Annotated in this window: 14 protein-coding genes; 6 read left to right on the top strand and 8 right to left on the bottom strand. The window is 43.6% G+C overall.

Annotation, left to right across the window (positions count from 1 at the left end; genetic code table 11):
• Positions 1 to 2: 2 nt before the first annotated feature.
• The 5 genes from AR383_RS03475 to AR383_RS03455 all read right to left on the bottom strand — a co-directional run bounded on the left by AR383_RS03475 (position 3) and on the right by AR383_RS03455 (position 6,299).
• Positions 3 to 1,634 (bottom strand): DNA phosphorothioation system sulfurtransferase DndC, encoded by a 1,632-nt coding sequence (locus AR383_RS03475; protein WP_055731868.1) that lies wholly within the window; start codon positions 1,632 to 1,634, stop codon positions 3 to 5.
• Positions 1,631 to 2,710, bottom strand: a complete 1,080-nt coding sequence (gene dndB / locus AR383_RS03470; protein WP_055731867.1) for a DNA sulfur modification protein DndB — start codon at positions 2,708 to 2,710, stop codon at positions 1,631 to 1,633. Before dndB ends, AR383_RS03475 begins: the two co-directional genes overlap by 4 nt.
• 175 nt (positions 2,711 to 2,885) lie before the next feature.
• Positions 2,886 to 4,907 (bottom strand): DNA phosphorothioation-associated putative methyltransferase, encoded by a 2,022-nt coding sequence (locus AR383_RS03465; protein ID WP_055731866.1) that lies wholly within the window; start codon positions 4,905 to 4,907, stop codon positions 2,886 to 2,888.
• 33 nt (positions 4,908 to 4,940) lie between these two features.
• Positions 4,941 to 5,465 (bottom strand): hypothetical protein, encoded by a 525-nt coding sequence (locus AR383_RS03460; protein ID WP_055731865.1) that lies wholly within the window; start codon positions 5,463 to 5,465, stop codon positions 4,941 to 4,943.
• A gap of 3 nt (positions 5,466 to 5,468) precedes the next feature.
• Positions 5,469 to 6,299 (bottom strand): J domain-containing protein, encoded by an 831-nt coding sequence (locus AR383_RS03455; RefSeq protein ID WP_055731864.1) that lies wholly within the window; start codon positions 6,297 to 6,299, stop codon positions 5,469 to 5,471.
• 140 nt (positions 6,300 to 6,439) lie between these two features.
• On the opposite strand from AR383_RS03455, the gene AR383_RS03450 reads away from it, so the two are divergent.
• The 3 genes from AR383_RS03450 (at position 6,440) to AR383_RS03440 (ending at position 10,405) form a co-directional block, all read left to right on the top strand.
• Complete coding sequence (locus AR383_RS03450) at positions 6,440 to 7,597, top strand: ribosomal protein uL16 3-hydroxylase (protein ID WP_055731863.1); 1,158 nt, start codon at positions 6,440 to 6,442, stop codon at positions 7,595 to 7,597.
• Positions 7,598 to 7,955: 358 nt separating this feature from the next.
• Complete coding sequence (locus AR383_RS03445; RefSeq protein ID WP_083481487.1) at positions 7,956 to 9,056, top strand: acyltransferase family protein; 1,101 nt, start codon at positions 7,956 to 7,958, stop codon at positions 9,054 to 9,056.
• 242 nt (positions 9,057 to 9,298) lie between these two features.
• The gene (locus AR383_RS03440) at positions 9,299 to 10,405 is read left to right on the top strand and encodes a phosphoribosylaminoimidazolesuccinocarboxamide synthase (protein ID WP_055731861.1); all 1,107 of its coding nucleotides are present in this window, start codon (positions 9,299 to 9,301) and stop codon (positions 10,403 to 10,405) included.
• A gap of 39 nt (positions 10,406 to 10,444) precedes the next feature.
• Here the strand turns inward: AR383_RS03440 and AR383_RS03435 are convergent, their stop codons facing one another.
• Genes AR383_RS03435 through AR383_RS21670 form a run of 3 tightly spaced genes read right to left on the bottom strand, consistent with a single transcriptional unit; the run spans position 10,445 to position 14,535 of the window.
• Complete coding sequence (locus tag AR383_RS03435; protein ID WP_055731860.1) at positions 10,445 to 13,264, bottom strand: PAS domain-containing protein; 2,820 nt, start codon at positions 13,262 to 13,264, stop codon at positions 10,445 to 10,447.
• 48 nt (positions 13,265 to 13,312) lie between these two features.
• Positions 13,313 to 14,161: a phosphatase PAP2 family protein gene (locus AR383_RS03430; RefSeq protein WP_157051632.1), complete on the bottom strand. Its 849-nt coding sequence runs from the start codon at positions 14,159 to 14,161 to the stop codon at positions 13,313 to 13,315.
• On the bottom strand, positions 14,083 to 14,535 hold the full coding sequence (locus tag AR383_RS21670) for a phosphatase PAP2 family protein (protein WP_055731858.1): 453 nt from the start codon (positions 14,533 to 14,535) through the stop codon (positions 14,083 to 14,085). Before AR383_RS21670 ends, AR383_RS03430 begins: the two co-directional genes overlap by 79 nt.
• Positions 14,536 to 14,718: 183 nt before the next feature.
• Between AR383_RS21670 and recR the strand changes: the two genes are divergently transcribed.
• The 3 genes from recR to AR383_RS03410 all read left to right on the top strand — a co-directional run bounded on the left by recR (position 14,719) and on the right by AR383_RS03410 (position 18,754).
• A complete protein-coding gene (recR, locus tag AR383_RS03420; RefSeq protein WP_055731857.1) occupies positions 14,719 to 15,321 on the top strand; it encodes a recombination mediator RecR in 603 nt (200 codons plus the stop codon).
• Positions 15,322 to 15,469: 148 nt separating this feature from the next.
• Positions 15,470 to 17,380 carry a molecular chaperone HtpG gene (gene htpG, locus AR383_RS03415; RefSeq protein WP_055731856.1) on the top strand — a complete coding sequence of 637 codons (1,911 nt, stop codon included), beginning with the start codon at positions 15,470 to 15,472 and terminating at the stop codon, positions 17,378 to 17,380.
• Positions 17,381 to 17,587: 207 nt separating this feature from the next.
• A complete protein-coding gene (locus tag AR383_RS03410) occupies positions 17,588 to 18,754 on the top strand; it encodes a sugar ABC transporter substrate-binding protein (RefSeq protein WP_055731855.1) in 1,167 nt (388 codons plus the stop codon).
• Positions 18,755 to 18,756 lie beyond the last annotated feature (2 nt).

The following is an 18,756-nucleotide window of genomic DNA, read 5'->3' as shown; positions in this document are numbered from 1 at the left end:
TGTTAAAACTCTTTCTGCAGCTGTTTATCTAAGCTTGTAAGTTGCAGGGTATAGTTCTCTATTTCTTGTTGGTGAATATCGAAGTCAGCTTTACTTTGAAGCGCGGTATGTTTTTGCTTAATTTCTTCTAAGCTTCCCCAGTCTTGCTTCAATAGAGTGGCAATTTTGTTACTAATACCACTGCGGCGGCTGAGACCTTCCATCGACATTTCAAGCTCGATTAATTTCAATATCATTTCTGGTGCAATATCGAAGTCTTCACATAATTCATGGATTAGTTGAGCGTCATCTTTACCAAAACTGGCGTTGTCGTCGTAAACCCAATCTAAGTCATACCCGTAGACTTCTCTGAAAATAGTTGGCAGTGAATCATCCCAATCGGGTTCGTTGGGATCGTGGATCCATTCTTGGCGTATTGCATGTAATTCTGCTTGGGTAATGAGTTCGATTTCTCGCCCTTCGGCTTTATATTTTTTATCTAACTCCAGCAGCTCCCTTAGCCATTGGCGTCGGTATTTCAACCAGTATGGGCCTGGCACATGTTTACGTTCCGAGGCGATGTCTTCGCCATCCTTCGCATATTGATAACTTACTTTACCAGTGCGGCGTTTGTAGTTTCGAAATTCATCTTTATTCTCTGGTTTAGTTGTTTCGGCTAAGTTGTTGCGAAACTCTAAAAGCTCTTTCATCCATTGCTCACCATTTTCGATGAGGCTTTCCATAGCTCGGTCTTTGGTGACTACGGTACAGGTCCAGCAGCCAAAGCGTGAGTTACCACAAGACGGGGTTGTTTCGTCTATGACCATAGGGCATTCGCCTTGCCCAGAGGAATCTTTATATAAGTTCCATAGAACTAAGTTTTTGCCACCCCAAGGGTTTTCCCATTCCAAGTCGTATTTATTGCTCCAAATATTTTTGGTGCCGTAAGGTGATTGTTGAGTTTCTAGGTGACAGAGGCGTAGAATTTTCCATACGTCATCTACCCCCCAAGTATCAATTGGTGTATAGATGAAAGCATTGGCTAAGGTGGTATGGCGAGCCAGTCGCGAACCATCAATTTTGTGCTTGGCAATGACTTGTGCCCGGGAGGCACTTTCTTGGCTGCGCGAGCCAAGAACTACGATAACTTCCTCAAATTGAGATACTTTCGATTTTATAAAGTCACTAACTGGGTCGATTTTCATTCTTTCGGTACACCAGCGGAATGAACGTGTTGGTGCTGGGTAGCCTTTACCCAACAAACTGGCCCAGAAGGTTTGGGTGTTTTTAGGTACCACTTTATGGCAGCTAATGGGTAAATTATCTCGTTTGGCTCCTTTTTCGATAGCCGCTAACGAGTTTTTAATATGGTTTACCACAACTGGGGTTTCTACTAACGTGTCTGATGAAACAACGAAAATCGGTTTGCTTCGATCTTTGGCTTCTAAGCCTAATAGCGCCATGTATATAAGAGACATAACCGCCGATGAGTCTTTACCGCCGCTGTAGCCGATTACCCAAGGGCGATTGTCTGCACAGTAAACTCGCTGTACGTCGGCGATGTAATGGCTTAGTTTGTTGTTTGCGAAGTCTTCGGCATTAATAAAGTCTTCGTATTCAGCTAAATCTTCAGCTAGTTGTAGCTCGTTCATCATGATAGTTGTTTCTCTAGAGCTTTTTCTTCAGGGCTAAGTGGTAAATCAAGTGCAATTTTAAGGGCATTCGCAGTGAGCAGAATATTGGTTGTAGATTTACTTAGCTTACCGTGATTCATACTGCGTTTTATCCACTCCGGATTGGTTTTTAGCCAATTCACGTTTGCTAGCTTTTGTAGTTTTAATTTCCAGTGTTGGGGCTCTTGACAAAGTAGGTGCTTGCCAAGGACGCCAATAGCATGCAAGCCAACCCCATGAGCGTGAATATACTCTTGGCGTAGCTGAGCCGGTGAAACTTGTTTGTTGATCACCATTTGCCAGTCTTTCATATGCTTTGAAACTTCATCCCAAAACTCAGCTGCAAGTGCTTTTTCATCATCGCTAAAGCCATCTTTTGGCCCTTTACTTAACAACGCTCGAGTCGATTGTTTAATGCTACTTAAGGTAAATAGCTTGTTAGATTTAGGGCTGATGTTGGATTTTTCCATCTCAGTAAGCCCAATAAAAGGCGCAATTTTGGTTGCTAATTCTCGTGCTAATTCAGAGCTTTCATCTCGGTGATCATAAAGCGTACCCAGTGACGGGCTTGGTTTTACCGCATATTTATTTAGGTCGGCGAACATTTGTTGGCTTCTGGTTAAACCTTCATCGATAAAAAACAACACCGGAATATTGTCTTGTCCGAGATCGGGGTTTTCCTTTAGCGCTTCTTCAATGGCTTTGCGGCGGTGTTGACCATCATTAATCAGTATTTGTGCATCCATAGGTATTTTCAGCGTGCCTAAGTTAGGCGCACTTTCATGATCGTCAAAAGAGATATCAATACCTACGGAGGCTGTTAATGCTGAAAATACATAATCTTTAGGGTTATCTAGCAGGTACTTCACCATTTCAGGTATACGAGTTTTGTTTAACGTTCTTTGAGCCCTTAGCTCTGGTGGAACGTCATCCTCGTTGTAGCTAAATATTTTGGGGATGATCCGTAGTGGGCAGGTTGCTATATAAAATGGGCGACCCGCTTGAATACCTCTTACTGCCGGAAAAGAGTAGCAATATCCAGAATCTTGAGTTTGCATAATCAGTCTTTAGCTTGTCGTAAATGACGAAAATGATAGCTGGTATGTCAAAATTTGACAAACTTTATTGTGGGTTTGTTATATATTGATTGCATTTTTTACGTTTGATTGCGATGGTATGCCAAAATGCGACGAGCATTCTACAGTGGAGAAGGCATAATTTCTATGCTTGTTTTTAATGTTTTGTTGCTAATAAAAAGCCTTTGATTTGCTTATTGTGTTTATCTAGCAGTATCTCGAACTCAGTGCGTTGCATCTGGGTTTCTATTTTATATTCGTAGCCCATCAGCTTTGCTAAACGTTTATCAAAACTTAACTGCTGCTTAAATTTAGGGTGTTGTCTAAGCATGTATAAGTGCTTGTTGAGCAGCGGGGGGCGACGTTGTTCATTAATATAATCAAAAAAATCTATATCTTGCTCGGCCATTTTAATTTTTATGCGCTCTACCAAATAGGGTACAGGCTGGTCAAAATTGTCATAGGCGGTGAGGGTAAGTTTGCCTGATGTAGTATGAATTTTAATGAGGTCGATGTTTTCATCTAACTCGCCATAAATTTGTAGCCCTGCACCGACGTACACCCTGAGTAATAGCGGTAATTCGTCAAGGTAGTCTTTATGAAAAATCAGTGAATGGCCTTGATTAAGTAAGCTAGCCGGTAGTAATTGGTGGGCTTTCTCGCATTGTTGGTTGATCAGGTTTGAATCGGCAATGGCAAAGAGTAGTTCGGTAGCTAGGTTAATGGCAGTTTTATAGTCACTAAATAGCGCTTTAATGTCGCGTTTTAATGGTTCGGGTTGTTGGGTGTAGGGTTTACGTTTTTCGAATAGACCGATGGCAAAATAGAGCAGCAGATCTTCTTTGCGACTTTTTTCTGCTTGCCGGAACTCAGCTGTGTTGTACATCTCTTGCAGTAAGTTAAATACTTTACGGTGTGAGCCAATTAGATTTCTTACTTGATCTGAATTGGTGAATTCATCGTTGGCGGGAATTCGGCCCAGGTCTAAGCAAGTGTTCCAAAAACTATTAAACAATGTTTGATTTTGGGTGATAAGCAATTTGGCTTTGTCTTTTGCTCCAACCGGTTCTGGAGAGGTGAGTTGCTGCCATTGATGATGGCGCTTGTACTTACTTTGTAAGTAGCGCTGTTCTTCCAGTTTGTCTTTGAAAATGTAAAAAATCCCTGGTGCCACTGTAATGACGTCTTCTTGCAGGCTGCGCTCTATGTAGGCTTTGATTTCAGATTGGGCGTAATACTTTTGAAAGGTGTTGCGTGAAGTTATTACACCGTCTTTATAGGGCGTAAATTGAGCGATGTAGCTCTCATTGGCGAGCATCACCGCTACCACTAACAGTTTATCGCTAAGCTCCCAAGCGCCAAGTAGGGCATCGAGGCGTTCATCTTGATCTTCAATTACGTTGAGAACAAAGCCAATGTTGATTATGTCTGAATGAACTTTGTCATTGTCGGGCTGAAAATTTGGATCCCAACCTAATACGTCAAGGCCGTGGGCTTCTAGCTCTCTTAAGTCGTCGCCTCGGCCGCAGCCATAATCAAACACTGAATACTGGCCTTCTAAATAGCCGTGTTTTACTAAGGTTTTCATAGGGGCCGATAGTTCATGGCGAACAATTGCTGTTTTGTGGCGATCTATGCCTGCATCTTCAATCGGTTGAATTGCTGAACATCTAAATAAACGTCCGTCTACTAATTCGTAGCCATGTCGCGCAATTAGGTTTTCCCAGGAGCGTTTAAAGCCAATTAGGCGTGAATTTTCATATAAGCCGGCGTTTTCACCTTCTTGAGTCAGAATCACAAATTCTTGGTAGTGCTTATGCTCGGGCAGAATCATAGTTTCTTTACGGTGCAAGATTGGTGGGTTGTCAGATTCTTGGTAACGGGTGAGTTTATGGCTAAGCCTTATTAAATCTATGTTTAGACTTTGTTTTAAGGCGGGGTAAGAGTCACTGCAAAATTCGGGATAATGAAGCAGTGATAATCGAAACTCTTTCTTAAACAGTTTCACTAAATTCCACTCATCATCAGCTAAATTTACCGCTTTTGCTACGGCAGGAATAAATTGTGACAAAGCAGTAGGCAAAGCGCTAAAGGCATCTTTATGAAGATAGATTGCATCTGGTAAGTGTTTTCCAACACTTATTTGAGAAACTAACTGAGAAAAAATGCTTGCGTCCATTTAGTGGGCCCCTAATTATTTAATCTTCAGTGGTTATAAATGATTGAATAGCTTGCGTGTGGCGATGCCTTGGGCACTCTTTTGGTTGATGCGAACACCATCGCTGCGCCTGCTTCTTATAAGTGCATAGTGTGTATTTTCTGGCCCAATGCTGAGGTGTATGGGTCTATCTTTGCCATAAAAATATAGGCGATCAAAGTTGAGCTGATTGACGATAAATCGAGCAACTTCATTCATTTTTGTTTCATAGCCTAAAACATAGAAATCACAGGCCGCTCCATCTCTTTTGCATATGCGCTTTCCTTGGCTGTTTAGCTCCATGGCCGCATGTTGGTCTAGCTTTGGTGCCATATCGCTAGGCTTATTGTTCAATATGTAACGTAGCAATGGATGGCTGGTAAAATCGTAGGTAATAACAACGCTTCCTAGTTTTTGCGCTATGGGGGTTAGAACAGCGCTGCTTAATTGATGTAAATAATTTGAAGAAAGGCTGCTTGGCTTGTTAGAACCTAAATATTCTGAATGTTTGTTTTTGTACCAATCAAGCAGTTGCAACATAGATTACTCCACGGTTTTATCACTTTGCTCTTGTTGCATCGTTTCAGTGGGCTGCTGGGCTTCTAGGGGCTTTGGACTTATCAGCTCCGCTGGGAGTGCTGTTGGTTCCATAACATCATCGGTTATCGCAGCTTCTGTTTGGCCAAGCTCATATTGCGCCAAAAATTGCGTTTGGGCCTGGCTAAGCGGTGTAGCTGCGTTGTTTAACTGGTGCTGAATTATCGCTAAGCTAGTATCTAAGTCGGTTTCTAAGTATTGCTGCATGGCGCGGCTTAAGCGTAATTTTTGTTTTAGCTCCCAAATCTCAGGTTGTTCTCTTTCTACTTCATCGCTTGCGCTTGCCATACTTGCAGCTTTAGCGCTTGCCATACTTGCAGCTTTAGCACTTGCCGCTTGTTGTTTTTGCACCGCAAGCTTGGCGGTGATTTGCTCAAGTTGTTGGTGGCTCTGGTAGTTTTTCCCGGCTAATACCAATACCAGTATGGCGAATACCGCTAGTGCAGCAGGCATCAGTATCTTCTTTAGCCGCTTGGTTTCTTTTTGTTGGGCTTGTTTGGCAATCGCTACGCTCAGTTTTTGAATGTAAAACTGTTGCTGATGAATGGTTTTTTTTAAATCGATAATCTGTTTGTTGCTGTCATTGAGGTGTTGGTTTATTGGCAGTGCGCCTTCACCCATGATCAGTTTTTGGTAACTGTTTTTAATCAGGATCATCAATTGTGATGAACCACCTTTATCTGGATGACAGCGTGCAGCGAGCTGTTTGTAACGGGTGCGAATTTGTTCTTCCGTGGCGTTTTCTGGAAGGTCGAAGAGTTGGAAGTGTGTCGTCATGGTGCGTGTTTCTATCCCTGTATAGCCACCGCTAGAATACAGCGTTTTATGCTTCTTGTCTCATGGTTAAAGCGTGACGACGATGCAAAACCCACTCGGCAAATAGTATACACTGGGAAGACTGAATATGAGGAAGTTACATGATGTATGAAGTCTCTTTCAATCAAGATGAGTTTATGGCGACTTATTGGCAACAACAAGCCGTTGTGTTTAAAAAAGGGATGGGTAATTTTGTTGATCCACTAAGCCCTGAGGAATTGGCGGGCTTAGCCATGGAGTCGGAAATTCAGTCGCGTTTAGTCACTTGTCATGAGCAGCAATGGCAAGCCCAGTTAGGCCCGTTTGAAGACTTTGCCGCCTTGGGGGAGTCGCATAGTTCGTTATTAGTTCAAGGCGTTGATCATTGGCACCCACGGGTAAACCTGTTGGCTGAAGCCTTTCAGTTTATTCCTAATTGGCGTTTTGATGATGTGATGGTGTCTTATTCTACCCCGGAAGGAGGGGTGGGGCCGCATATAGACCAATACGGTGTATTTATTATTCAAGGTGAGGGCAGAAGACATTGGCGGGTTGGTGAAAAGCAAATTTTAAAAGTGTTGAGTCCAGATCCGCATTTAAAACATTGCGAGCCTTTTAAGGCCATTATTGATGTGGTATTGGAAGCCGGTGATGTACTGTATATACCACCTGGCTGCCCACATGAAGGCTACGCGATAGAAGCTGCTATGAATTATTCTATAGGTTTTCGAGCGCCTAATTCTCTAGAGCTAGTAGGTGGATTTGCCGATTATTTGTTGCAACACCAGCCACAAACATCACGCTTTTCTGATGCTAAACGCTGTGTTACCCAAGAATTTGGTCGTATCGCCGAGCATGAAAGCCAAGCCCTAAATAAGATGATGGTTAAACTATTAAGTTCGCCAGAAATTAGTGCGCAGTTCTTGGGGGAATATCTAAGCGACAGCGCTCATAGCTCGGATATTGTGGTACTGCATAACAGCGAGCAACGGTTAGCTCTTGCCGATTTAGCCGAACTGGTGGAGCAGGGTTTAGCCTTAAGGCGTTGCGCTGGTATTAAAGCCCTTTATTTAGATGTATTGCCCTATCAAATCTTTGTTGATGGGCAAGCTTATATGGTGCCCAATTGCTCTTGGGCCTTGGCAAAAAGCATGTGTGATCATAACGCCATAGATGCCCACTCCTTACGAGCGTTAAAGCAGGACAGTCATCAGTTGAGCTGGTTACTGGACTTGCTTAATCATGGTTATTGGTATTTTGATAAAGTTGACTCAGACTGATGATTTGGTGTGTGCTGTGCCTTCTTTGATTCGTTATTAGCCATTTTATTGGCTTTGAATATTTGGCTTATTCACTGCTTTTCGTTATATCCCCCGATATATGTTGTAGTTATCTGTTTACCGTGTAGTTTGCCAGCAGAAACTACGCTTTTCAGTATCAGAAAGAAAGATTAGAAACGCGTAGCGATTGACAGCGGTGGTCTTCCGTTGTGCTCTAATACTTAAATTAAAAAAGCTAATGTCATTAATTAAGGGTGGATCTAGTTATATAACATGGTTTAGTGTGATATAGATCACTATTGATTTACCTGAGTCGTAGATGGTGAGAGTGCTTGTTTAGTTAAACAAAGGACTACTTATGCAGAAGGATTTGAAAGCCAGAGTCGATTGGATCGATGCCGCCAAGGGTTTTTGTATACTGCTTGTTGTTTTCCATCACGTTATTGTCACCTCTTACTCGTTGCCGACGTTTGTATCGGACTCCGGCAGCGACATTTTTTCTTATTTTAATGAGAAGATTAGTCATTACTTAGCGCCTTTGAGAATGCCGCTATTTTTTGTCATATCAGGAATGTTGGTTCATAGCTCTGTGACCAAAAAATCTTGGTATGAGGTTTTTGATAAGCGCATTTCAAATTTAGTTTATCTGTTTTTATTATGGGGCGTTATTCAATGGCTCAGTGTATATGGTATTAATCGCTTAGGGCAGCCCGAGGTACAGCTTAGCAGCGCTGTAAATGCCTTATACAGTAGAGAATTGTTAGAATTTATATGGTTGACGCTGAGGGGGCATAGCAGTCTTTGGTATCTTTATGCACTGGTCGTTTATTTTATCGTCTGTAAAAGCCTAGCGCGAAATTGGTGGTTAGCCTTGGCTACAATGCTGGTGTTTCATTGGTATGGCTGGACATTTGGCTTGTCTTGGCCTGTGAATAGTATTTTTATCAATGGAATTTATTTTGCCTTTGGTTGCTTTTGGGGGAGTAAAACCTTTGCTCTTTTGTCTCGTTTAAATGCATCTAGTCTGTTACTGGCAGCCTCACCCATAATACTATTCTTGCTCACTAAGGCCCTAGGATTCTCAATACCTATGCTGCTTAGTTTCTCGATTATTTTTGTAGGTGTTCCACTATTTACCGTTGCGCAGCGCGTTATGAAACTGAGTATTGTTTCCTGGATTGGCCGTAATACTTTGCAGATATATGTGTTGCATCGAATTTTTATTGAGCTAGTTGGGGTACTTGTGATTCCTGCAATGTTGGATTTAAACAAACCTTTGGATGGTTTAAGCGCAGATCTCTGGTTATTACTTTACCCAAGCTTTGCTACAGCTACGATTGTTGTATTAAGTCTACTGTTTTGGCATCTAAGCAACCGTGGTATTGGGCGCGCCTTATATAACATGCCTCAACGCCTTAAAGTGTTACGCTCATCTTGCCCATCCGCTTCTTTGTCATAACTGCTGTCGGCTGAGTTATTGCTTCAAAAAGTAATATTATGGTAGAGGAGGGGGCTTGATTTGGTTTACAGCCTTGGTCATTCTGAGGACCAGACTTAAATGGTTTGCTTGTTGATTAGAATGGCTAGTAGTTGCCGCTTATTCTGGTAAAATCCTTCAGCACTTTAATGTTCCCCCGTAAAAGTCAGTTGATAAGGCCGTTGCCGCTGATTTTTCACTCATGATTTAGAGGACGGTTTACCATGAGTCTCGCTGATAAAGTATTAGCAGTGAATAATGATTTACCCATTCGTACCGATGCACCAGTTCATAGTGGTAAGGTGCGTTCAGTTTATTGGCTTACCGAGGCCGACAGTAAACGACTCATTCAAGAAAAAGGCTATGATGTAGCCGAAGATACGCCTTTAGCCATTATGGTTATTAGCGACCGTATCTCTGCCTTTGATTGTATTTGGCATGGCGAACAAGGACTTAAAGGGGTACCCGGTAAAGGTGCTGCACTCAATGCTATTTCTAACCATTGGTTTAAGCTGTTTAAAGAGCAAGGCTTAGCCGACAGTCATATTTTGGATATTCCTCATCCTTTGGTTTGGATAGTGCAAAAAGCCCGTCCGGTAATGATTGAAGCGATTTGTCGCCAATATATTACTGGCTCGATGTGGCGTGCCTACCAAAATGGTGAGCGTAATTTCTGTGGTATCGATTTACCAGAAGGCTTGGAGCGCGATCAAAAACTGCCCGAGTTATTGATTACGCCGTCCACTAAAGGAATTTTAAAAGGTATTCCCGGAGTACCTGAAGCCGATGATGTGAACGTGACTCGACAAAATATCGAGCAAAACTATGCGGCGTTTAAGTTTCAAGCTGCCAGCGATATCGACGTTTACGAAACCTTACTGAAACAAGGTTTTGGTGTGATTAGCCAAGCTTTGGAAGAGATTGATCAAATCTTTGTTGATACTAAGTTTGAGTTTGGTTATGTCACCGATGCACAAGGTAACGATAAATTAATTTACATGGATGAAGTGGGCACGCCTGACTCATCGCGTATATGGGATGGCGCTGAGTATCGCCAAGGTAATATTGTTGAAAACTCGAAAGAAGATTTTCGACAGTTACTGCTTAATCATTTCCCTGATCCAGATATCTTACTTAATAAAAACCGTATGCCTGAGCGGGAAGCTTTAGCTCGAGACAACGATCTTCCAGTTGAGGTACTGATGAAAATTTCTAGTACTTACATTGGTATTGCAGAGAAAATCACCGGTGCAAAAATTGAGATTGCCGACAACCCGAAACAAGAAGTGATCGACATTCTTCGCCGAGACTACGATCTTATTGTTGACTAAGTCATCGGCAACTACTTCGTTGCTGGTGTGCTCAACTATCTACCCAGATAGTTGAGCAAGCGCTTTTTCTAAGGCTGCATTATCTTGTTGGTAAGTGGCCTTGCTTAGGGCTTCAATCTGCTGGTTTAGTGAGTCAGAGGCAAACTTCTCTGCACTAAACTGAATTGCCGTAAGCTGCTGCTGAACTTCTCGCCAACGCTGCTCATGAGCAAACTCGATAATCAATTGGGCACGCTCTTTAGTTTCACGTTTAAATACCTGATTAAGCGCTTTTTCGTAGGGCTGCATAGTGCTGCTTGGCGGCAGCTCTTGATGCTGATGGATACCTGCTGGCTGTTGAGCGCCTATCTGGCTAAGTGCTTGAATGATGGCAAGGGTATTTAGTTCGCCGAGTAGCTGCGCTTCCCATAGTTGCTCATCACTATTCAAAGACTCTAAGTTTTGTTGATAATGCTGGTGGTTTAACAGCAACATCCATAGTTGCTGCTGGAACTGTTCGGGCTGTAACAGACTTAAGCGAAAATCACTGAGTTGGCTCAGGTACTCGTTTTGTGCTTGGTCTTGATAAATCAATAGCTGGGGTTTTACAGCCAGTAGATTTAGTTGTTTGATGCGTTCCTGATTTAGCGCACTAGCTTCCAACAACAAATAATCGACTGGACCTAGGTTTCTAATTTGGTTGTAGGCTTGTTGCCATTCTCTATGTTTCCAAGCCAATTTAGGCGAGCTGATATTGGCTAAGGCCTTGAACGGGTTTTGTTGTTGGCTAAACGAAGCGATGTTAATCGCCTCTGCTGGCGGTTTGGTGTCTTCTATAGCCAGCATGGCTTGGGTTAATACTTGCAGTTCTGATTGTTCGTAGTGTGGAACGCTAGCTAAGCCTCGTGCCGCAAAGCTCGCGAGCCGGGCTCTTAAACACACCGTAGCGGCCTGCGGGACGACTGAGGGCTCAGGCACTTGTTCGCTGAGCAGAATAAGCGCAATGTTTTTGTCTTGCAGCGAGGCTTGCTGCTGCTCATTGGGTAATTGCTGGCAGATATAGCTTAGTGCTTCGCTGGACTCACATTGGGCTAATTCACTTAGCTCCAGTACTCGATAGCCTAGCAATTGTAGTTGTAGCTTAAGGCATTGTTGCACAAAGGTATCAGCAATATCGATGGTAACAGCTTGCTCCTTGGCTACTGGGTTTAGCTGCACTTCGGTGGCCGGTTCTAGCGAGAATCTAAGTGCTAAGGAGTCTTGCTGTTGCTGCTGGCGGGCACCAATCTGTTTGCATAGGGCTGCGCTACAAGCCAGCAGAGATTGCTGTAGTGGCGATAATAAGCTGGCGTTTTCTGCGTCCAGTGATACCACCAACTGCTGTTGCTCTAAGTTAATTTGCAGTAGTACCTGAGCTTTGGCAGGATACAGCGAAATTAAGTATAAGTGCAGGTCGATGAGCGCTTGCATGTGATAGTAATTAAACAGGTAATGCTGTTTTACTTCTGGGCTAATCACAAGGGCCCAGCGTAGCCGATTAGCCTGATATAAAGCGCTGAAGTGACTAAGGCGCTGTTCAAATAACTCGACAAAGTTTTCTGCTTGTAGCTTTAGGGCTTGGCTTTGGTTTTGTTGCCAAGGCAGGCAGGCGAGAAGGGTAGTTAAGCGTAGCTGAGCATCTAAGCTTTGCTGCTGATTGGCTTCGGTGTTGGCTTTTAGCGTTTGCAATTGCTGCATTGCGGCAAGACAGCCTGCCTTAAGTGGAGAATACAGGTCGCTTAGCTGCAGCGCTTGCCAGCGAGCCTGAGCTACAGGTTCTGCTTTGCTTGTTATGGGGGGACGCTCCACAATGTTGAGCAAGTACAAACTGTCTTTGTCAAAGCGTAGTGCTAAATGATTCACCGCGTAAGCCTGTTGTTGAGCCTGAGCAAGAAGGTAGAAGTCTTCAGGGTAACTAAGCAGCAGCTCCATAAATTCTGGGCTATCTTGTGCACTTTGCGGTGGTAGCGAGAAATGTTGGTTAAGATCTAACTTAAGCAATTGCTCTTTGCTGCAAGCAAGTATCTTTAAAGCTTTGGGACTGGCCTCAATAATGTGGTTATGCTCATCCACCATCACCAAGGCCTGTTGGCTTTGTTCCAAAAGGGTTTTCTTTATACTGTTGGCACGCTTGGATAAGGCAATGATTTGATTGAGCTTCTGTTTTTCTTTGTGCTGCTGTTGTTGTGTTTTATGGAGTGTTTCTTGTAGTTCTTGATGGCTTTGAGCTAATCCAGCGCTGTTTTCAACCGGGCTTGTTGTCTCCTTAGGTTTGGGCTGATTAGCGCTGCCAATACTGGCAGGCTTAGTCGAGAGGCCTGCTCGGCTCACCACTAAACTTAGAAAAAGTTGTATTAAAAATAGCAGCATCAGTAGATTGATAATTTTAAGCCGATGAGGATAAAGCCATTGATAGAGATTGCTGGGACTAACAAATTCAATTTCTACCCAAGCGATAGGGTTCACTTGGCTAGCGGGTTGCTGCTGATTGTCGATTAAGGCGGCTAACTTATTGGTGGTTTGGCCATCTTGGCTGGAGGTTTGCCGCGAGTCGCCCGCTTCAAGTAATACTTGCTGGCTGGTTTGGTCTGTCACTTTCACATAGTTTATGCTGGGTGACTTTAGCAGCTCGTTGGCCAAGAACTTGAGGGTCTCGGTATTTTGTATATTTACCGCTCGCCTCGCGCTAATTTCAAATAAGGATAAAGCCGCTTTAACTTCGTTTCCAACACTGGTTTTTTGCTGTTGGTATAAGTAGGGAAGACTCAGTGCGGCCACGCTAGCAATAACAACAAGGCAAACCAGATTGATCAGCAGCACTAATTTAAATCGAATATTCACGGTCATCCTTGAGTGGTTGTCGACTTGCCAGCGTATCAGCAAGTTTGATTAAAACGCATATCCAAAGCGTAAGTAAAGTGAATCAAATTCTATTTTTCGGAAGGTCTTGGCATTGTCTTGGTCGCGTTGGTAATAATTGTAACCTACTGCTATATCCCAGCGTCGATTAAAGGCATAGTTGAGGCTAAGGTCAGCCATCGCAACTTCCCCTTCGCTGTTATTGCCATACTCCCCTGCTAGTTCTAACTTCAGCGGTGGGCTCACTTGAAAAGCAATATTGGCATTGGCTAGCGGATATACTAGCCACTCCTCTTCTTTGGCTAGGTCGTGCTCAAAACTTGCATCTGCGTATAAAGCGGCTTGCGCATATTGAATGAGTAAGCCTAGGCCCAGCTCACTGCTCCAACGCTCACCCGCTAGCAGTTTATATTGCCAGTTCAGCTTGTTGTCCCACACTTGATATTGAGCATAAATGTCGCTGTTGTCTACCGCTAAGCCCTGAGCACGCGCTTCGTAGGGCTGGGTATAATAGCTAAAACGGTGTTTGTCGTTAGCTTGCCAACTCCATCTGGCGGCGGCAGTGGTTAGCGTGTCATCTTGTTCAAACAGAATGCTTTGCTGGGCTAAATTGCCAATATCGTTTGACTTTAGGCGAGTGGGGCCAAGCATAAAGTCGAATTTGAACTTTGGTTTAAAGTGGTCAGCTGGACGCTTCGAGCGGCTTCCTCCTTCAAAAAAACTATTTGATAAAGAAAGTTGTATACCTTTAGCGTCGCCATCGACTAGCGGGCTAAGACTAATATCTTCCGTTATAGGGTTCACAAAAAACAGGTTGCTGAGGGTCGCAATACTGGCACCCGCCAATACATCGTCCCAGTAATGTTTGTCTCCATGCACTCGGCTCCAGCCTGTATAAGCGGCGAGGGTATAGGCTGGGATCCCCAAGCAGAGCCATAACGGGTATGCAAAAATGAGGCGCCGCTAAAGGCTGCTGTGGTATGTCCAGAGGGGAAAGAGTTATTGGTGGTAAAGTTAGGTCGACGTTTATCTACTACCCATTTAATGCTTTGGGTAATGGTAAAGGAAGTTGCAAAGGACTTAGTGAGCTGAAGGGTGCCGGTGGTGTCTCCTTTCGCTAAGCTGAGGCCGAGCCCTCCAAGAGGCAGTATTACCTGAGTGTAATCGCCTATTTCTACCCAAGTATCGGCGTGGCTTAAGGCACAAAGGCTAACCAGCAGTGGCCCTATGGCAAGTTTATGGCTTAGTCGCATATTGGTCTCCCTACGTTTATACACAATCATCCTTTATCGCAAGTGTTTCATCTTACGTGTATTAGCCATATTTGGTCTAGCGCTAGCGTGTTGTGTTGGTTGAATATTTTTGCAGTGGCTAATGAATTTTATTAACGACGCTGTTACATTAGCTGCGCTTATTTTGAGTCTAGTGGAAGTTGCATGAAATACAGTCCCAGTATTGAACAGTTGATAAAATCTCTGCAAGTATTGCCCGGCGTTGGCCCGCGCAGCGCCCAGCGTATGGCTTTTGATCTTCTGGAGCGTAAACGACGCGACGGATTACAATTGGCGGCCAGTATTAGTCAGGCGATGGAAGTAGTAGGCCATTGCGAAGTATGTAGAAATTTTGCTGAAGAAGAGCGTTGTCCTATTTGCCAATCGGCTAAAAGAATGAGCAAAGGGGTGATTTGTGTGGTGGAAACACCGGCGGATGTCGCGGCTATTGAACAAACCGCGCAGTTCTACGGTAGTTACTTTGTATTAATGGGACACCTGTCTCCCTTAGATGGCATTGGTCCGAGTGAGTTGCACTTAGATAAGTTAGAGCAGCGCTTGGCGCAAGAGTCGGTGACAGAGTTGATTTTAGCTACCAACCCTACCGTTGAAGGTGAAGCCACCGCATATTACATTCATGACATGGCGAAGCGTTATCAAGTTAAGGTATCGCGCATTGCTCACGGTGTTCCACTAGGTGGTGAGCTAGATAGCGTAGACGGGACTACCTTGTCGCACTCGTTAATTGGCCGTCAACAACTAGACTAAGCTGACTTGCATCACACTCTCAGCCTACTTTTAGGTGGGCTGCTAACATGCTGAAGAAAATTTCCTTGGATTTGCTTGAAATCCATTTTGCTACCCCCATATCGTTTATCAACAAATGATCTATGTGTAAAAGCAAGGAAATAAAACAATGACTGATGCAGTTCATGCTGAAACTCATGGCTTTCAAACCGAAGTAAAACAACTACTTCAATTGATGATCCACTCTCTTTATTCAAATAAAGAAATCTTCCTCCGTGAATTAGTATCTAACGCTGCTGATGCGGCCGATAAGCTTCGCTTTAAAGCGCTAGAAAATAATGCCTTGTATGAAGATGATGGCGAACTTCGGGTTCGAGTTAGCTTCGACCAAGACGCTAAAACCATTACCTTGTCAGACAACGGTATTGGTATGACTCGCGATGAAGTGATTGAGCACTTAGGTACCATTGCTAAATCGGGCACTAAAGAGTTTTTCGGACAACTCAGTGGCGATAGCGCTAAAGACTCGCAGCTAATTGGCCAATTTGGTGTGGGCTTTTACTCGGCCTTTATCGTTGCCGATAAAGTGACCGTAGAAACCCGCGCTGCCGGTGTTGAAGCAGAGCAGGGCGTGCGTTGGGAAAGTGCCGGTGAAGGTGATTACACCGTAGCCGACATTACTAAGCAGACTCGCGGTACTGACATTACCTTGCATTTGCGTGAAGACGAGCACGAATTCCTCGATAGCTGGAAAGTACGCTCCATCATTACTAAATACTCTGATCATATCTCTATTCCGGTGCAAATGTGGAAAGATGAGAGACCCGAGTCTGAAGGCCCCGATGGCGAGAAAATTGCCGCTGTGCCAGGTGAGTGGGAGTCAATTAACAAAGCGACTGCACTATGGACTCGTGGTAAAAACGAAATCTCTAAAGAAGAGTACAACGAGTTCTACAAGCACATTTCTCACGACTTTGCCGATCCATTAACTTGGGCACACAACAAAGTAGAAGGTAAGCAGGATTACACCAGCTTGCTGTACATTCCTAGCAAGGCGCCTTTCGATTTGTGGAACCGTGAGCGTCAACACGGCTTAAAACTTTACGTGCAACGTGTGTTTATTATGGACGATGCCGATGAGTTTATGCCGGGTTACTTACGCTTTGTGAAAGGTGTGCTGGATTCAAATGACTTACCGCTAAACGTATCTCGGGAAATTCTACAAGATACTAAAACCACCGCTAACTTGCGCAGCGCTTGTACTAAACGCGTACTGACCATGTTAGAGCGCATGGCGAAAAATGATGCCGAGAAATACCAAACTTTCTGGGCTGAGTTCGGCCAAGTATTGAAAGAAGGCCCAGCTGAAGATTTTGCTAACAAAGAGCAAATTGCTAAGCTGCTACGTTTTGCTTCTACCCATAATGATAATGCTGAGCAAAATGTATCCTTTGCCGATTACGTTGAGCGCATGAAAGAAGGTCAAGACAAGATTTATTATGTCACCGCCGATAGCTATGCCGCTGCAGCAAACAGCCCACACCTAGAGATCTTCAAGCGTAAAGGCATTGAAGTATTATTGATGCATGACCGCGTTGACGAATGGTTAATTAGCCACTTGCCTGAAGCTGAAGGTAAGAGCTTAGTGTCTATCACCAAAGGTGACTTAGATTTAGGTGATTTGGATGATGAAGAAACCAAGAAACAAAAAGAGCAGGATGAGACCGAATACGCCAGCTTTGTTAGCCGAGTGAAAGAAACCCTGGGTGATAAAGTGAAAGACGTGCGTTTAACCTACCGTCTGACTGATACGCCTTCTTGTATTGTGGTTGATGAGCATGACATGAGCACACAAATGCAGAAGCTGATGAAGGCGGTGGGACAAGATGTGCCTGAGCAAAAATACATTTTTGAGTTGAACCCTCAGCATGACTTAATCAAACGTGTGGCCGATGAGCAAGACGAAGAAAAATTTGCTGAATGGGCGAGCTTGTTATTAGACCAAGCCACCTTGGCAGAGCGCGGTAGCCTAGAAAATCCTTCTGAATTCATCAGAAAGATCAATAAGTTGCTTGCTTAGTACTAGCTTTTTTAAGAAGGGCGGCCATTAGGCTGCCTTTTTTTTGGGCTAAACCTAGCGCAAATACGGCCTACACTAGAGTTAATGTGGGGTAGTGAACATTTTTGTAGATCATCGCATTTGGCTTTATTTGCATAGAATTAGCTCACAGTTAAATTGTTGGATCATTGCTAGAATGTGAAAAAAAAATAATAACAGGCGGCTAACATGCGTTTTGGAATACTGGCTTTAACTATGGCCTGCTTGTCGGTGCAAGCAGCCGATAAACTTACTCTTTGGAATGCGCACAATCCTTCACAATATCTTGATAGTGCGATTTTGCAATTTGAACAAAGCAACAATATCACCATTGAGAAAAACAATTTTTTATCTGAGCGTTTGCGTGAGGAAGTGTTAAATCAGGCGCGTACTAATACTCTGCCAGATATTTTATACGTGCCCAGTGATTTCGTGGGCATGCATGAGCTAATATCCTTAAGCCCAGTTCCAAAAGATTGGATTGTTCCTGATATCCAGCAACGCATACTCAAGGCCGGAGCAACCGATGAGCAGCAATATGGTATTCCCTTATTTCAAGGCAATCATTTGGTACTTTATTACAATAAAAGTCTAGTAAAACAGCCGGTTTCTTCTTGGGCTGAATTGTTGGAACAACAAGCGGCTTTAACTCAAGATGGGCGCGATGCCATTGTTTGGAATTTTGCTGAAATGTATTGGTTTGTGCCATTTTTAACGGCTTTCGACGGTTGGCCTTTGCTACAGGGAAAAATTACCTTAGATACAGAAGCTATGCGCAATGCTTTGCGTTATTACAAAGAGTTAAGAGATATTGGCTTAGTGGATGCCACGTGTAACCATGATTGCAGCGTTGAGCGTTTTAAGAACGGTGAAGCGGCATACATGATCAACGGCGATTGGATCTATAATGATTTGAACCAAGCCATGGGTGAGGACTTAGGTGTGAGTGTATTACCCACCATTCAAGGTAATACAATGAAACCGATGTTCTCTGGTTATGTATTAGCTTTTCCTAGGTTGTTCGAAAACAGAAAAAATTATCAATCGATTAAGGCATTTAGTTTATATATGCAAGGCGATAAGGCACAGGGAATTATTTACCAAGAAGGTGGTTTAATTCCTGCTAACAAGCAAGTATTAGCCAACTATCAGCACAGTCAATCGACCAATGATCAGCAAATGTTATTGCAAATGGAGCAAACTAGGGCCATGCCTAGTGACAAGGAAATGACCATTGTTTGGCTGGCTTTGCAGCGCGGTTTTACTCGTTATATGGAACACAATTATACTGTGGAGCAGGCGACCGAATATATGCAAGCGATAGCCGATAAAGAAATAGAGAAACGCGGACAATAACA

Source organism: Agarivorans gilvus, assembly GCF_001420915.1.
Classification (GTDB): domain Bacteria; phylum Pseudomonadota; class Gammaproteobacteria; order Enterobacterales; family Celerinatantimonadaceae; genus Agarivorans; species Agarivorans gilvus.
Note: the sequence above shows the minus strand (reverse complement) of the source record. Positions and strands in the feature narration are given on the sequence as shown.

Bases quoted from the DNA above. Each gene is read 5' to 3' on its own strand.
- AR383_RS03475 (WP_055731868.1), bottom strand. From the start codon at position 1,634: ATGATGAACGAGCTACAACTAGCTGAAGATTTAGCTGAATACGAAGAC.
- dndB (WP_055731867.1), bottom strand. From the start codon at position 2,710: ATGCAAACTCAAGATTCTGGATATTGCTACTCTTTTCCGGCAGTAAGA.
- AR383_RS03465 (WP_055731866.1), bottom strand. From the start codon at position 4,907: ATGGACGCAAGCATTTTTTCTCAGTTAGTTTCTCAAATAAGTGTTGGA.
- AR383_RS03460 (WP_055731865.1), bottom strand. From the start codon at position 5,465: ATGTTGCAACTGCTTGATTGGTACAAAAACAAACATTCAGAATATTTA.
- AR383_RS03455 (WP_055731864.1), bottom strand. From the start codon at position 6,299: ATGACGACACACTTCCAACTCTTCGACCTTCCAGAAAACGCCACGGAA.
- AR383_RS03450 (WP_055731863.1), top strand. From the start codon at position 6,440: ATGATGTATGAAGTCTCTTTCAATCAAGATGAGTTTATGGCGACTTAT.
- AR383_RS03445 (WP_083481487.1), top strand. From the start codon at position 7,956: ATGCAGAAGGATTTGAAAGCCAGAGTCGATTGGATCGATGCCGCCAAG.
- AR383_RS03440 (WP_055731861.1), top strand. From the start codon at position 9,299: ATGAGTCTCGCTGATAAAGTATTAGCAGTGAATAATGATTTACCCATT.
- AR383_RS21670 (WP_055731858.1), bottom strand. From the start codon at position 14,535: ATGCGACTAAGCCATAAACTTGCCATAGGGCCACTGCTGGTTAGCCTT.
- recR (WP_055731857.1), top strand. From the start codon at position 14,719: ATGAAATACAGTCCCAGTATTGAACAGTTGATAAAATCTCTGCAAGTA.
- htpG (WP_055731856.1), top strand. From the start codon at position 15,470: ATGACTGATGCAGTTCATGCTGAAACTCATGGCTTTCAAACCGAAGTA.
- AR383_RS03410 (WP_055731855.1), top strand. From the start codon at position 17,588: ATGCGTTTTGGAATACTGGCTTTAACTATGGCCTGCTTGTCGGTGCAA.